This window comes from Pseudomonas sp. KUIN-1 (genome assembly GCF_009176725.1).
In the GTDB taxonomy this organism is placed as follows: domain Bacteria; phylum Pseudomonadota; class Gammaproteobacteria; order Pseudomonadales; family Pseudomonadaceae; genus Aquipseudomonas; species Aquipseudomonas fragariae.
The window spans coordinates 1640054-1654775 of the sequence record NZ_AP020337.1; the positions used below are offsets into that span (position 1 = coordinate 1640054).

Here is a 14722-nt window from a genome sequence, read left to right on the forward strand (position 1 = left end):
TTCTTCAATTTTCTGCTCCTGGCAGCCCGCTGCGAACACGCAGGAGTCGCCGTGGTATTGGCGTGAGTCGCTGCCAGCAGCCAGCGTCGTACCAACGGAAAGCTGCGCCATTCGGGTTCTCTTGATAGAGTAGCGGTCTTTACTGCTTTTCAATCCTCACCAAAAGGGCATGAAACATGGCAATCGATATCGGTATCAGTGAAGAGGATCGCAAATCGATCGTGGACGGTCTGTCGCATCTGCTGTCGGATACTTATGTGCTTTACCTCAAGACTCACAACTTTCACTGGAATGTCAGCGGGCCGATGTTTCGCACGCTGCATTTGATGTTTGAAGAACAGTATAACGAACTGGCACTGGCGGTTGATTCCATCGCCGAGCGTATTCGTGCTCTGGGCTTTCCGGCGCCGGGTACTTATTCGACGTATGCGCGCCTGTCTTCCATCAAGGAAGAAGAAGGCGTACCAAGCGCTGAAGATATGATCAAAAGTCTGGTGCAGGGTCAAGAGGCAGTTGTCCGTACCGCTCGTAGTATCTTTCCTCTTCTGGACAAGGTAAGTGACGAGCCGACAGCTGATCTGCTGACGCAACGCATGCAGGTGCATGAGAAAACGGCCTGGATGTTGCGCTCGATGCTCGAGTCTAAGTAACGGCCAGGGGCGAGTGGCTTCAAGTGCCACCCGTCCCGCTCCTGAACTGTTGATCCCCCGCCGTATCTGGTACTTCCTGTACCTGCCTTCATTGCGCAATCGCTCCGGCAATTCAAGGCCCTGCAGTCGCGCGTTGTGCTGCAGTTCTCCTCGCTTTTATTGGCGGCTCCTTCAAGGTTAATAACGTTATTCCGCTGTTTCCTGTAGCCATCTCCTACAGTGACAAAGTGTAGGGGCTTCTGGCTATAAAATCGTCAATCATGTTTTATACATCGGGACATTTATTTGTTTTTGAATATTTCTTTTGGTGTTTAAAACTCAATGATTCGAAGGTGACGGTTATGATGTTACGAAGTGCTGAGCGAGAGCTTAAGTTGCTGCATCGGGAGGTGGAAATACGCCATGACCCTTTTGTCGAGGATTTCAATATGACGCTGGCGCAACCACACTCCAAATCCGTTCGGCTTAACGGTCTGGCTACGTGCCTGCGTCTGGAGAACGTGTACTGGAACATTCTTTCAGGTATCGCCAGTTCCAATGAGTGCTCTGTCAATGCGGTACTGTCCTACATTGATCGGGAGGTTCACTTGCGGTACGGGGGCGTAAAGAATTTCAGTGGTTTGATTCGTGTTGTCTGTGTGGCGCATCTTTTGAAGGGCGACTGCCTGGAAAATTCCCACGTCTAGCATAGCTTTATCCTCATTCCTGTGGGCCCGCTCAGGTGTGCCTGCGCTTTCCCCCGCAGCGCGAGTGAACGGCTCGGCTGCGCGGGGTGGTCACGAACTTATCCGGTCGTTAATAGGTTCGTCCGGCTGCACGGTGCCAATTAACTCTATATAATCCTCCGTCTTGCTAGCGGGCGTGACTCTGCGTGGGTCAGGGCTGGCTTTGGCCTTGTGCCGGTGCCTTGTACCTCTGAGCGCAAGCCAGGAGCGAAATCGCCACCGAATTCGAATTACGAGAAGTGAAAACACCATCATGATGCGCAGCCATTATTGCGGCCAACTGAACGAGAGTCTGGAAGGCCAGGAAATTACCCTTTGCGGATGGGTCCACCGTCGTCGTGACCACGGGGGCGTTATCTTCCTCGATATCCGCGACCGTGAAGGCATGGCTCAAGTCGTGTTCGACCCTGATCGGGCCGACAGTTTCGCTGCCGCTGATCGCGTGCGCAGCGAGTACGTGGTCAAGGTCGTGGGCAAGGTTCGTGCTCGTCCGGCAGGTGCCGTGAATGCGAACATGGCGTCAGGCGCCATCGAGGTTCTGGGTTACGAGCTCGAGGTGTTGAACGAGTCCGAAACGCCGCCGTTCCCTCTGAATGAGTATTCCGACGTCGGCGAGGAAACACGCCTGCGCTATCGCTTCATCGACCTGCGCCGTCCGGAAATGGCCGAGAAGCTGCGTCTGCGTTCGCGTATCACTACCAGTATCCGTCGCTATCTGGATGACAACGGCTTCCTCGACGTCGAGACGCCGATCCTGACCCGCGCCACACCAGAAGGCGCTCGCGACTATCTGGTTCCAAGCCGCACACACCCGGGCAGCTTCTTCGCCCTGCCGCAATCGCCTCAGCTGTTCAAGCAACTGCTGATGGTCGCCGGCTTCGATCGTTACTACCAGATCGCCAAGTGCTTCCGCGACGAGGACCTGCGTGCCGACCGTCAGCCGGAATTCACCCAGATCGACATCGAAACCAGCTTCCTCAATGAAGAGGACATCATCGGTCTGACCGAGAAGATGGTTCGTCAGTTGTTCAAGGAAGTCCTGGACCTGGAGTTCGGTGATTTCCCGCACATGACCTTTGAAGAGGCCATGCGCCGCTACGGTTCCGACAAACCGGACCTGCGCAACCCGCTGGAACTGGTGGATGTTGCCGATCAGCTCACCGGCGTGGAATTCAAGGTGTTCAGCGGCCCGGCCAACGACCCCAAGGGGCGCGTTGCCGCACTGCGTGTACCGGGCGCCGCCAGCATGGCGCGCAGCCAGATCGACGACTACACCAAGTTCGTCAGCATCTATGGTGCCAAGGGGCTGGCCTACATCAAGGTCAACGAGCGCGCGAAGGGGCCGGAAGGCTTGCAGTCGCCGATCGTCAAGTTCATCCCGGAAGACAACCTGAACGTCATCCTCGATCGCGTTGGTGCGGTTGATGGCGACATCGTCTTCTTCGGTGCGGACAAGTTCAAGATCGTCAGCGAGGCCCTTGGCGCGCTGCGCATCAAGATCGGTAATGACCTCAAGCTGCACACTTGCGAGTGGGCACCGATGTGGGTCGTTGACTTCCCGATGTTCGAAGAAAACGACGACGGCAGCTTCACCGCGTTGCACCACCCCTTCACGGCACCCAAGTGCACCCCTGAAGAGCTGGAAGCCAACCCGGCGACCGCGCTGTCCCGTGCCTACGACATGGTGCTCAACGGCACCGAGCTGGGCGGCGGTTCGATCCGTATCCATCGCAAGGAAATGCAACAGGCGGTCTTCCGTCTGCTGGGCATTGCCGAAGACGAGCAGCAGGAGAAGTTCGGCTTCCTGCTCGATGCCTTGAAATATGGTGCGCCACCGCACGGTGGTCTGGCTTTCGGTCTGGACCGTCTGGTAATGCTGATGACCGGCGCGCAATCGATTCGTGAAGTGATCGCGTTCCCGAAAACCCAGAGCGCGGCCGATGTCATGACCCAGGCGCCTGGCGTTGTCGATGCCAAAGCGTTGCGCGAGCTGCACATCCGTCTGCGCGAGCAGCCAAAGGCCGAGTGATGCCGGGCAGGGCGTATCAATGATGCGCCCTGCATTTACCCCTTATTGAGTGAAGCTTTTTGCCCGTCTGTTCAGGGCGAAAGGTGAAGGTGTTTCAAAAAGAATCTGGAGCGAAAAATGGCAGGTCATTCTAAGTGGGCGAACATCAAGCACCGCAAAGAGCGTCAGGATGCCAAAAAAGGCAAGATTTTCACCAAGTGGATCCGTGAGCTGACCGTTGCTGCGCGTCAGGGGGGCGGTGATCCCGGTTCCAACCCGCGTCTGCGTCTGGCGCTGGACAAGGCGCTTGGTGCGAACATGACCCGTGACACCATTGATCGTGCGGTGGCGCGAGGGGTAGGGGCCTCCGACGGTGATGATGTCGAGGAGCTGGGTTACGAGGGCTACGGTCCGGGCGGCGTGGCGATCATGGTCGAAACCATGACCGACAACCGCAACCGTACCGCGGCGGCTGTGCGCCATGCATTCACCAAATGCGGCGGCAATCTCGGCACCGACGGCTCTGTTGCCTACCTGTTCGATCGCAAGGGGCAGATCTCCTTCGCTGCCGGGGTCGATGAGGATTCGCTGATCGAGGCTGCCATGGAGGCTGATGCTGACGATGTCGTGACCAACGAAGACGGCTCGATCGATGTGTTCACATCGTTCTCCGGGTTTTATGCAGTGCGTAACGCATTGGAGGCTGCGGGTTTCAAGGCTGCAGACGCAGAGATTGTCATGCTGCCGACCACCAGTGCCGTGCTTGATCTGGAAACCGCTGAAAAGGTACTCAAGCTGATTGATATGCTCGAAGACCTGGATGACGTGCAGAACGTGTATTCAAATGCGGAGATCCCGGACGAAGTGATGGAGCAACTGGGCTGATCGCTTGCAGGTAACACCAGGTCGGAAGCCGGGGGAACGAAGCTGTGAGCAACGCGCAGCTATCGGCCCCCGGCTTCTGCCTTTATGCTGCACCTATTGTTTTGCGTGACTTCCTCAAGCTGCAGGCGTTATGACTCTTATTCTTGGTATCGATCCCGGTTCGCGAATCACCGGCTATGGCGTGGTACGCGACACCGGGCGCGGCTGTGTCTATGTCGCGTCGGGCTGCATCCGCACCGGCAGCGGCGAGCTGCATGAGCGTTTGCAGATCGTTTATCGCGGTGTGCGGGAAGTCATCAAGACCTACGAACCAGTGACGATGGGCATCGAAAAGGTTTTCATGGCGCGTAACGCCGATTCGGCATTGAAGCTGGGGCAGGCCAGGGGCGCAGCCATCGTGGCGGGTGCCGAAGAGGCGCTGGAAATTGCAGAATACACCGCAACCCAGGTCAAGCAGGCAGTTGCAGGAACCGGCGGTGCCAATAAGGAACAGGTGATGATGATGGTCATGCACCTGCTCAAGCTGACCCAGAAGCCGCAAATCGATGCGTCCGATGCCCTTGCCATCGCCCTGTGCCACGCGCATACGCGTTCCAGTCTGATTCCTCACGGCTTGGGCACTGCGCGCAGTCGCGGCGGCCGCTTGCGGCTCTAGAGGCATTATATGTCCGCTTATTTTCTATGATGACGGTGTTCAACTTCTTCGCGCGAGCGACAGGCAACACGAAAGGATCTGAAACGTGATTGGACGTTTACGCGGCTCTCTCGCCGAAAAGCAGCCTCCGCATCTGGTGCTGGATGTCAACGGTGTCGGCTATGAGGTGGAAGTGCCGATGACCACCCTGTACCGGCTGCCGCATGTTGGCGAGACGGTGACTTTGCACACCCACCTGGTGGTCCGCGAGGACGCGCACCTTTTGTACGGCTTCTACGAAAAACGCGAGCGCGAACTGTTTCGTGAGCTGATCCGGCTCAATGGCGTCGGCCCCAAGCTGGCACTGGCGCTGATGTCCGGTCTGGAAGTCGATGAGCTGGTACGTTGCGTACAGGCGCAGGACACGTCGGCGCTGACGCGTATCCCCGGTGTGGGCAAGAAGACTGCCGAGCGGCTGCTGGTCGAGCTCAAGGATCGTTTCAAGGCCTGGGAGGCCTTGCCAGGCACCTTTACGCTGGTTTCCAATGGTCCCAATCAGGCTGAGCCTGTGGCATCGGCAGAGTCCGATGCGGTCAGCGCACTGATTTCGCTGGGCTACAAACCTCAGGAGGCGAGCAAGGCTGTCTCCGCCATCAAGGAAAAAGATTTGAGCAGTGCGGATCTGATTCGCCGTGCGTTGAAGGGGATGGGTTAAGTGATAGACGCCGACCGTCTGATAACTGCCACTGGTGGCCGTGATCGTGATGAACAGATGGACCGCGCGATTCGGCCACTGAGCCTTGCGGATTACATCGGCCAGCCGACCGTACGCGAGCAGATGGAGTTGTTCATCCAGGCTGCCCGTGGTCGCAGCGAAGCGCTGGATCACACGCTGATCTTCGGTCCGCCCGGTCTGGGCAAGACCACGCTCGCCAACATCATCGCTCAGGAAATGGGCGTGTCGATCAAGAGTACGTCCGGCCCGGTCCTCGAGCGGCCCGGCGATCTGGCAGCGATCCTGACCAACCTTGAACCCAATGACGTGCTGTTCATCGACGAGATCCATCGTCTGTCGCCGATCGTCGAGGAAGTGCTGTACCCGGCAATGGAAGACTTCCAGCTCGACATCATGATCGGTGAAGGCCCGGCAGCGCGCTCGATCAAGCTTGATCTGCCGCCGTTCACGCTGGTCGGTGCGACCACTCGAGCCGGCATGCTGACCAATCCGCTGCGCGACCGCTTCGGCATCGTGCAGCGACTCGAGTTTTACAACATCGCCGATCTTTCCACGATCGTGTCGCGCTCGGCAGGCATTCTGGGGTTGGTCATCGAGCCGCAAGGCGCTTTCGAGATCGCCAGGCGCGCCCGTGGCACGCCGCGTATCGCCAACCGCCTGTTGCGTCGCGTACGGGATTTTGCCGAAGTGCGTGGCAATGGGCAGATTACCCGGCAGACAGCCGATAAGGCCCTCAACCTGCTGGACGTCGACGAGCACGGCTTCGATCATCAGGACCGGCGTTTGCTGCTGACCATGATCGAGAAGTTCGACGGTGGTCCGGTGGGCGTGGACAGCCTGGCGGCGGCCATCAGCGAAGAGCGTCATACGATCGAAGACGTACTCGAGCCCTATTTGATCCAGCAAGGCTATATCATGCGCACACCTCGGGGGCGTGTGGTGACCCGGCATGCGTATCTGCATTTCGGCCTGAATATCCCGTCGAGGATGGGCGAGATACCGGTACCGGACGATTTCGGCGACGAGCCCGTGGATTTATAGCAATGGCTTGCAATTTATTTGCGGTCTCTGTGGTCACATTGCCAGTCCTGCCGCCGATACCAGTAACTAAGTGGCAAATCGTTGAAAAACAGTTGCCTGACCCGATTGGCAACCTGAGGAGTAAGCTCTAGAGTATGCGCGCGCAAAACGGGGTTCAGTCGTTCGCACATCGCTGTCGCGTTTATTACGAGGACACCGATGCCGGCGGCATCGTCTACTACGTCAATTATCTGAAATTCATGGAGCGGGCTCGTACCGAGCGGCTACGGGAATTGGGCTTTGCCCAATCCGAACTGGCGCAGGAAAACCTTTTATTTGTCGTGCACTCCAGTGAGGCTCGTTATCACCAGCCGGCGCGGCTGGATGACGAGTTGCTCGTCAGTGCAGAAGTAACCGAATTGAATCGCGTCAGCCTGCGCTTTAAACAGCAGATCAGGCGGGCGTCGGATGCAACGCTGCTCTGTGAAGGGCAGTTCCTGGTGGCGTGCGTGCGCGCCGATAGTTTTAAACCCCGGGCCATTCCCGAAGCTCTGCGAGCGGCCTTCGCCGACCAGAGCGGCGCGGGCATACATTCAGAGCAGGAGATAAAGCGTGGAAGCTAACGTCGTCGACCATTCCTCCATGTGGAGTTTGGTCAGCAATGCCAGCATTGTTGTTCAGTTGGTAATGCTGATTCTGGTAGCTGCTTCGGTCACTTCGTGGATCGTGATTTTTCAGCGCAGCAACATGCTGCGCGCAGGTCGACGTGCGCTGGACAGCTTTGAAGAGCGTTTCTGGTCGGGTATCGATCTGTCCAAGCTGTACCGTCAGGCGGGCAGCAACCCCGATCCGGATTCGGGCGTCGAGCAGATCTTCCGTGCCGGTTTCAAGGAGTTCTCGCGTCTGCGTCAGCAGTCCGGCGTCGATCCTGATGCGGTCATGGAAGGTGTGGCGCGCGCCATGCGTGTTGCCATCTCCCGCGAGGAAGAGAAACTCGAAGCCGGTCTGCCGTATCTGGCGACCGTGGGCTCTACCAGTCCTTATGTCGGTCTGTTCGGTACTGTCTGGGGGATCATGAACTCCTTCCGCGGTCTGGCGACTGCACAGCAGGCAACACTGGCTACCGTGGCACCGGGTATTGCCGAAGCATTGATTGCAACGGCCATCGGCCTGTTTGCAGCCATTCCGGCCGTTATTGCCTACAACCGTTTCGCCGCGCGCAGTGAGACCTTGATCAGCCGTTACTACACGTTTGCTGACGAGTTCCAGGCCATCCTGCACCGTAAAGTGCACACCAGCGAAGAGTGAGCAGGTAATTCCCCATGGCTTTAATCGCTCGAGATCGTCGCAGAAAACGCAAGCCGGTCGCCGAAATGAACGTAGTGCCCTACATCGACGTGATGCTGGTGTTGCTCGTGATTTTCATGGTGACGGCTCCCATGATCAACCAGGGCGTGAAAGTCGACTTGCCCAAGGTCTCCAGCGAGGCTTTGCCGCAAGACAACAACAATCAGGTCCTGACCATTTCGATCAAGGCTGACAAGACCTATTACTGGAACCTTGGCAGCGAAGTCGATACCGACAAGCAGATGGACAAGGCAATGACCCTGCCACAGCTGACTGCCGCAGTGACCAAGATCGTCGCTGCCGGTCGTGACGCAGGCAAGCAGACGCAGGTTTTCATTCGTGGTGACAAGACCGTCGATTACGGCTCGGTCATGGGCACGATGGGCGGGCTGCAGAAGGCTGGGGTCGGGAATGTTGGCTTGATTACCGAGGCACCCTGATGCAGCCGATTCGAGAGCCGTCCGCCTCGGAAAGCTACTTCTGGCCCAGTGTCTGGGCCGTGGCATTGCATATTCTGATTTTCGGCATGCTGTTCGTCAGCTTTGCCATGACTCCGGATCTGCCCGAAGCCAAGCCTATCGTTCAGGCAACGCTCTATCAGCTCAAGTCCAAGAGCCAGGCCACTACCCAGACCAACCAGAAGATTGCCGGTGAGGCGAAGAAAACCGCTGCGCGACAAACAGAAGTCGAACAGCTGGAGCAGAAAAAGATCGAGCAGCAAAAACAGGAAGCTGTAAAAGCTGCGGAACAAAAGAAAGAAGAGTCTGCTCAAAAAGCCGAAGAGCAGAAAGCAGCCGACGAAGCCAAAAAGGCCGAACAGAAAGCAGAAGAGGCCAAAAAGGCTGACGATGCCAAGAAAGCCGATGAAGCCAAGAAGGTTGCCGACGCCAAAAAGCTTGAAGAGAAGCAGCTGGCTGATATAGCCAAGAAGAAGGCCGAAGACGAGGCGAAGAAAAAAGCCGAAGAAGACGCCAAGAAAGCTGCTGCCGAGGAAGCCAAGAAACAGGCTGCTGATGAGGCCAAGAAAAAGGCCGCAGAAGACGCCAAGAAAAAGGCTGCCGAGGACGCGAAGAAAAAAGCCGCTGCCGATTCCGCCAAGAAGGCGCAGGAAGCAGCCCGTAAATCCGCTGAAGACAAGAAGGCGCAGGCACTGGCCGATTTGCTGTCCGATAAACCGGAGCGGCAACAGGCTTTGGCTGACGAGCGGGGCGATGAAACGGCTGGCAGTTTCGATGACCTGATTCGTGTAAGGGCTTCGGAAGGCTGGAGTCGTCCACCATCGGCACGTAACAACATGTCGGTAACGTTGCAGATCGGGATGTTGCCGGACGGTACGATTGCTTCTGTATCGATTGCCAAATCCAGTGGTGACGGACCGTTTGACAGCTCTGCGGTTGCTGCGGTGAAGAACATTGGACGTTTGACAGAAATGCAGGGTCTGAAGCCGGCTGACTTCGCGCCCTATCGTTCATTCAAGATGACATTCACACCTGGAGATCTAGCCTTGTGATCAACCTTTTTCGAGGACTGCTGGTCGTTCTCTGTTTCGCATCCGCAATGGTGTCGGCAGAAGAAAAGAACATTCTGGTCACCAGCGGCAGTGACCGCGCAGCGCCAATCGCTGTTGTGCCTTTCGGATGGCAGGGCGGTAGCGTTCTGCCTGAAGACATGGCCGAAATCATAAGCAACGATCTGCGCAACTCCGGTTACTACGCGCCGATCCCGAAGCAGAACATGATCAGCTTGCCGACCCAGGCCAGCGAAGTCATCTTCCGTGACTGGAAAGCGCTGGGTGCCCAGTACGTCATGGTCGGCAACATCACGCCTGCCGGCGGACGTCTGCAGATCCAGTACGCGCTGTTCAACGTGGCCACCGAGCAGCAGGTGCTGACCGGTAACGTGTCGGGTACCAATGATCAGTTGCGCGACATGGCGCACTACATTGCCGACCAGTCGTTCGAGAAGCTCACCGGTATCAAGGGTGCGTTTTCCACTCGTATGCTTTACGTGACGGCCGAACGCTTCTCGGAAAACAACACGCGTTACACCTTGCAGCGTTCGGATTACGACGGTGCTCGTGCAGTAACCCTGTTGCAATCCCGTGAGCCAATCCTGTCGCCGCGTTTTGCGCCGGACGGCAAACGTATTGCCTATGTCTCGTTCGAACAGAAGCGTCCACGCATCTTCGTTCAGCACATCGACACCGGTCGTCGCGAACAGATTACCAACTTCGAAGGCCTGAACGGCGCGCCTGCCTGGTCGCCGGATGGCAGCAAGCTGGCATTCGTACTGTCCAAGGACGGCAACCCGGAGATCTATGTAATCAATCTGGCGTCGCGTCAATTGAGCCGCGTGACCAACGATTCTTCGATTGATACTGAACCTTTCTTCGGCAAGGACGGGTCTACGCTATACTTCACGTCGGACCGTGGCGGCAAGCCACAGATCTACAAGACCAATATCAATGGCGGCGGTGCCGAACGCGTGACGTTCGTGGGTAACTACAACGCCAACCCGAAATTGTCAGCCGATGAAAAGACGCTGGTAATGATTCACCGGCAGGACGGCTTCACTAATTTCAAGGTGGCAGTGCAGGATTTGGCCCGCGGTAGCGTAAAAATCCTCACAGATAGCAACCTTGATGAGTCGCCTACTGTTGCGCCCAACGGCACCATGGTAATCTACGCCACCCGCCAGCAGGGCCGGGGAGTCTTGATGCTCGTGTCCATTAACGGACGCGTAAGGCTCCCGCTTCCTACCGCTCAAGGCGAAGTCAGAGAACCTTCCTGGTCCCCTTACCTGAACTGACGCGGCGCTACACGATTTGCTTAACACACTGGGGTTCATTAGGAGTTTCAAGATGGAAATGCTGAAGTTTGGTAAATTTGCTGCGCTGGCTCTGGCCATGGCTGTAGCTGTAGGTTGCTCGTCCAAAGGCGGCGACAATGCCGGTGCAGGCGGTGCTGCTGTTGATCCTAACGCTGGTTACGGCGCCAACTCGGGTGCTGTTGACGGCTCCCTGAGCGAAGAAGCTGCTCTGCGCGCAATCACCACCTTCTACTTCGAATACGACAGTTCGGACCTGAAGCCAGAAGCCATGCGCTCCCTGGACGTGCACGCCAAAGACCTGAAAGCTAACGGCGCTCGCGTTGTTCTGGAAGGCAACACCGACGAACGTGGTACTCGTGAGTACAACATGGCACTGGGCGAGCGTCGTGCGAAAGCCGTTCAGCGCTACCTGGTACTGCAAGGTGTTTCCCCAGCCCAGCTGGAACTGGTTTCCTACGGCGAAGAGCGTCCAGTTGCTACCGGCAACGACGAGCAGTCCTGGGCTCAGAACCGTCGCGTCGAACTGCGTAAGTAATTTGACATGCGAACGTGCCGACGTGCTCTAACCGTTTTGGCCCTTGCCCTTCCGCTTTCAGCGTTGGGTGCGGCACCTGTGGTCGATAACAATTCTGGCTCTGGCAGCAGCAGTTATCCGCCAGCGGGTTATGGCACGTCCGGCGCCTATGCCGGGGGAGGGGTTACGGCCCCTGCCTCGGCACAAGGTCAGCTGTTCATGCAGCTGCAGCAAATGCAGGACGAAATCGCGCGTTTGCGTGGTGTTGTCGAGGTCCAGCAAAATGACATCCAGCGCATGAAGCAGGAAGCACTGGAGCGTTATCAGGAACTCGATCAACGTATAGCCAGTGGCTCAGCCGCTCCGGCTACCAATAATTCCCAACCTGCTGGTGGCGCTATCGACGCCGGCGGGACGCCTTCGGCCCCCGCGGCTCAGCAGGCACCGGCAGCAGGCACCGAGCCTCCTGATCCGGCGAAGGAAAAGCTTTATTACGAAGCCGCCTTCGATTTGATCAAGGCAAAGGATTTCGACAAGGCCAGCCAGGCCTTCACCGCTTTCCTGCGCAAATACCCAAACAGTTCGTATGCGGGCAATGCCCAATACTGGCTGGGTGAAGTCAATCTGGCCAAAGGCGACCTTCAGGGCGCCGGTCAGGCGTTCGCCAAAGTCAGTCAGCAGTATCCGAAGCATGCCAAGGTGCCTGATTCGCTGTACAAGCTGGCTGATGTCGAACGCCGTCTGGGTCATACCGACAAGGTAAAAGGCATATTGCAGCAGGTCGTTGCCCAGTATCCGGGCACTTCAGCTGCACAATTGGCGCAGCGAGATCTGCAGCGCCTTTGATGTGCTGACCCGCTGATCAAGAAAGCCGCGCTAGTCGCGGCTTTTTTCGTTAGAATCTCGCACCCGAAATTCCGGTACACCTTACGCTTTTCTGGATTCCGCGATTGCGAGTCCCTTGAAGTGCCTGACGGAGGCGGACGGCCTGTTTAGCTGTTACGCCCGTGGCTGATATGCAAGACACATTACGCATCACCGAAATCTTTCACTCGCTGCAGGGTGAAACCCGTACGGCAGGCCTGCCCACCGTATTTGTCCGCCTTACCGGCTGCCCGTTGCGCTGCCAGTACTGCGACAGTGCCTACGCGTTCAGCGGCGGCACCATTCAGACGCTGGACGACATCCTTGGACAAGTGGCTTCCTATCGCCCTCGTTATGTCTGCGTCACCGGTGGCGAACCGCTCGCCCAGCCCAATGCCATTGCGTTGCTGAAGCGTCTTTGCGACGCGGGCTATGAAGTATCGCTGGAGACCAGTGGTGCTTTGGACATCTCGGCGGTGGATCCTCGTGTCAGTCGCGTCGTAGACCTCAAGACCCCGGGGTCAAAAGAAGTCTCGCGTAACCGCTACGAGAACATGGAGCTGCTGACGGCGAACGATCAGGTCAAATTCGTGATCTGCTCGCGTGAGGATTATGACTGGGCGGTTTCCAAGCTGATCCAGTACGGTCTTGATCGTCGTGCGGGCGAAGTTCTGTTCTCGGCCAGTCACCACGAGCTCAAGGGCCGTGATCTGGCGGATTGGATCGTGGCTGACAACCTGCCGGTACGCCTGCAGATGCAGTTGCATAAAATTCTTTGGGATGACGAGCCGGGGCGCTGATATGAGTGAATTGACCAAGACTGAAAAAAGAGCCGTGATCCTCCTGTCTGGTGGCCTGGACTCTGCGACCGTCGTAGCCATTGCCCGCGCCGAGGGTTACGTCTGTTACACGATGAGCTTCGATTACGGCCAGCGTCATCGCGCCGAGCTGGATGCCGCTGCGCGGGTTGCCGGTGATCTCGGTGCCGTGGAGCACAAGGTCATTGGCCTGAACCTCAACGGTATTGGTGGCTCGGCATTGACCGACAGCTCCATTGCCGTGCCTGAGTCGCCTTCTGAAGGCATTCCGGTCACCTACGTACCGGCACGCAACACCGTCTTCCTGTCGCTCGCTCTGGGCTGGGCAGAGGTCCTTGGCGCGAGGGATATCTTCATTGGCGTCAATGCCGTGGATTACTCGGGTTATCCGGATTGCCGTCCCGAGTTTGTCGAGTCATTCGAGCGCATGGCCAATCTGGCTACCAAGGCCGGTGTGGAAGGGCAGGGCTTCACGATCAGGGCGCCGCTGCAGAATCTGAGCAAGTCGGACATCGTCAAGGCAGGCACTGCGCTGGGGGTCGATTACTCGCTGACGGTTTCCTGCTACCAGGCTGACGACCAAGGCCGTGCCTGTGGCAAATGCGACAGCTGCCGCTTGCGCGCCGAGGGCTTTACCGCTGCCGGTATCGCAGACCCGACTCGCTATTTTTAAAGTTTTTCAAAAAAGGTGTTGAATTACTCATAAAAATCAGTAATATACGCGCCACACAACAGAGGGTCGTTAGCTCAGTTGGTAGAGCAGTTGGCTTTTAACCAATTGGTCGTAGGTTCGAATCCCACACGACCCACCATTTCGAAAATCTGGAAGGCCCATGAAAATGCGGATTTCCAGGTTTTTTTTTTGCGTTGCAGATTGTCATGGTCGAATAGCGGTTCTGGGCTTCCGTCATGGGGCTGATGCGACGATCGGTAAGGCAGCTGGCAGGTCTTTCGAGGCTGAAGGCAGTAAGCACCGATTGAGTGTGATGTGCACCCAGACAAGCAGCCGTCTGAACTCCCGATGGGTTTTTTCGGTTTCGCCCCTAACCCCGATTATTCTCTGGCTCGGATCTACGTTCTCATACCTCAAGCAGAGCAATGCGTTAAGTATTATGCCCGTGTATTAGGAGGTTACCCCACTAACGACGTGCGCTTGATGACCAGGGCGGCGAACGAGGCAGTGAATCGTTTGTTTCGACCGGAGTTCAAGTACAGCAAGGCAGAGGTACTGTTGCTGGATCTGCGACAGCCTGGCGAGTTTACGGATGACATGTTCGCAGCTTCGCAACTGGCGTCTGCGGAGAGGATGATGGGAGGCCTGGACGAGATCAATACACGCTGTGGCAGAGGGGCTTTACGAACAGGGAGTGTTCCTTTCAATCCGGAATGGGCTATGCGCCGCGAGCTGATGAGTGAGAGTTATACAATCAGGCTCGATCAGTTGTGGGAGGTGAAAAGTCTGTAAGAGCTCTGTAAGGATCAAGGCGCGGATGCACTTGGGTTACTAGAGTTACCACGCCTACTTCGTCAAAATCTTCGAATCGAGATTTAGATAGAGCAGTTTTTTGTAGACGCAAAGTGATACGTTTGCAGTCATTCGCTAGTGAAATTTTAGTATTTCTGATTGTCATCTAATAGCTCCATTGAACTGACATCGTACATCCATCACTAACCCAGCTGTCTAATTGATAT

At 56.8% G+C, this 14722-nt stretch carries 16 protein-coding genes, 1 tRNA gene and 2 pseudogenes; 18 read left to right on the top strand and 1 reads right to left on the bottom strand.

Features of this window, described 5'->3' with window-relative positions; translation table 11 throughout:
- The first annotated feature begins 176 nt into the window (after nucleotides 1-176).
- The 17 genes from KUIN1_RS07850 (at nucleotide 177) to KUIN1_RS07930 (ending at nucleotide 13842) form a co-directional block, all read left to right on the top strand.
- Nucleotides 177-650 carry a Dps family protein gene (locus tag KUIN1_RS07850; protein ID WP_003314356.1) on the top strand — a complete coding sequence of 158 codons (474 nt, stop codon included), beginning with the start codon at nucleotides 177-179 and terminating at the stop codon, nucleotides 648-650.
- 341 nt (nucleotides 651-991) lie between these two features.
- On the top strand, nucleotides 992-1336 hold the full coding sequence (locus KUIN1_RS07855) for a ribbon-helix-helix domain-containing protein (RefSeq protein WP_004406139.1): 345 nt from the start codon (nucleotides 992-994) through the stop codon (nucleotides 1334-1336).
- A gap of 292 nt (nucleotides 1337-1628) precedes the next feature.
- Nucleotides 1629-3404, top strand: coding sequence for an aspartate--tRNA ligase (aspS, locus tag KUIN1_RS07860; protein WP_002554661.1), 1776 nt, complete (start codon nucleotides 1629-1631; stop codon nucleotides 3402-3404).
- A 117-nt stretch (nucleotides 3405-3521) separates the two neighbouring features.
- Nucleotides 3522-4268 carry a YebC/PmpR family DNA-binding transcriptional regulator gene (locus KUIN1_RS07865; protein ID WP_003339485.1) on the top strand — a complete coding sequence of 249 codons (747 nt, stop codon included), beginning with the start codon at nucleotides 3522-3524 and terminating at the stop codon, nucleotides 4266-4268.
- 130 nt (nucleotides 4269-4398) lie between these two features.
- Nucleotides 4399-4923: a crossover junction endodeoxyribonuclease RuvC gene (gene ruvC / locus KUIN1_RS07870; RefSeq protein WP_011266999.1), complete on the top strand. Its 525-nt coding sequence runs from the start codon at nucleotides 4399-4401 to the stop codon at nucleotides 4921-4923.
- Between the two features lie 85 nt (nucleotides 4924-5008).
- A complete protein-coding gene (ruvA, locus tag KUIN1_RS07875) occupies nucleotides 5009-5617 on the top strand; it encodes a Holliday junction branch migration protein RuvA (protein ID WP_004406125.1) in 609 nt (202 codons plus the stop codon).
- Nucleotides 5618-6679, top strand: a complete 1062-nt coding sequence (gene ruvB / locus KUIN1_RS07880) for a Holliday junction branch migration DNA helicase RuvB (protein ID WP_003409396.1) — start codon at nucleotides 5618-5620, stop codon at nucleotides 6677-6679.
- Between the two features lie 134 nt (nucleotides 6680-6813).
- Nucleotides 6814-7281 carry a tol-pal system-associated acyl-CoA thioesterase gene (ybgC, locus tag KUIN1_RS07885; RefSeq protein WP_004406122.1) on the top strand — a complete coding sequence of 156 codons (468 nt, stop codon included), beginning with the start codon at nucleotides 6814-6816 and terminating at the stop codon, nucleotides 7279-7281.
- Nucleotides 7271-7966 (top strand): protein TolQ, encoded by a 696-nt coding sequence (gene tolQ, locus KUIN1_RS07890; protein ID WP_002554655.1) that lies wholly within the window; start codon nucleotides 7271-7273, stop codon nucleotides 7964-7966. The genes ybgC and tolQ overlap by 11 nt, the downstream gene beginning before the upstream one ends.
- Nucleotides 7967-7980: 14 nt before the next feature.
- On the top strand, nucleotides 7981-8445 hold the full coding sequence (gene tolR, locus KUIN1_RS07895; protein ID WP_002554654.1) for a protein TolR: 465 nt from the start codon (nucleotides 7981-7983) through the stop codon (nucleotides 8443-8445).
- A complete protein-coding gene (gene tolA, locus KUIN1_RS07900) occupies nucleotides 8445-9515 on the top strand; it encodes a cell envelope integrity protein TolA (protein ID WP_004406115.1) in 1071 nt (356 codons plus the stop codon). The genes tolR and tolA overlap by 1 nt, the downstream gene beginning before the upstream one ends.
- A 47-nt stretch (nucleotides 9516-9562) precedes the next feature.
- Nucleotides 9563-10813 carry a Tol-Pal system beta propeller repeat protein TolB gene (gene tolB, locus KUIN1_RS07905; protein WP_218961292.1) on the top strand — a complete coding sequence of 417 codons (1251 nt, stop codon included), beginning with the start codon at nucleotides 9563-9565 and terminating at the stop codon, nucleotides 10811-10813.
- A gap of 52 nt (nucleotides 10814-10865) precedes the next feature.
- On the top strand, nucleotides 10866-11369 hold the full coding sequence (gene pal / locus KUIN1_RS07910; RefSeq protein ID WP_003314369.1) for a peptidoglycan-associated lipoprotein Pal: 504 nt from the start codon (nucleotides 10866-10868) through the stop codon (nucleotides 11367-11369).
- A gap of 6 nt (nucleotides 11370-11375) precedes the next feature.
- Nucleotides 11376-12194 (top strand): tol-pal system protein YbgF, encoded by an 819-nt coding sequence (ybgF, locus tag KUIN1_RS07915; protein ID WP_057449775.1) that lies wholly within the window; start codon nucleotides 11376-11378, stop codon nucleotides 12192-12194.
- 170 nt (nucleotides 12195-12364) lie between these two features.
- On the top strand, nucleotides 12365-13012 hold the full coding sequence (gene queE / locus KUIN1_RS07920) for a 7-carboxy-7-deazaguanine synthase QueE (RefSeq protein WP_011267001.1): 648 nt from the start codon (nucleotides 12365-12367) through the stop codon (nucleotides 13010-13012).
- A gap of 1 nt (nucleotide 13013) precedes the next feature.
- Nucleotides 13014-13703, top strand: a complete 690-nt coding sequence (queC, locus tag KUIN1_RS07925; RefSeq protein ID WP_024651784.1) for a 7-cyano-7-deazaguanine synthase QueC — start codon at nucleotides 13014-13016, stop codon at nucleotides 13701-13703.
- A 63-nt stretch (nucleotides 13704-13766) separates the two neighbouring features.
- Nucleotides 13767-13842 (top strand) — tRNA-Lys (locus KUIN1_RS07930).
- A gap of 200 nt (nucleotides 13843-14042) precedes the next feature.
- Here KUIN1_RS07930 and KUIN1_RS28550 read toward each other — a convergent pair.
- Nucleotides 14043-14153, bottom strand: a pseudogene (locus KUIN1_RS28550) (site-specific integrase); the annotation flags it as partial.
- Nucleotides 14154-14162: 9 nt separating this feature from the next.
- Here KUIN1_RS28550 and KUIN1_RS28345 point away from each other — a divergent pair.
- A pseudogene (locus KUIN1_RS28345) lies at nucleotides 14163-14495 on the top strand (DUF4113 domain-containing protein); the annotation flags it as partial.
- Nucleotides 14496-14722: the final 227 nt, after the last annotated feature.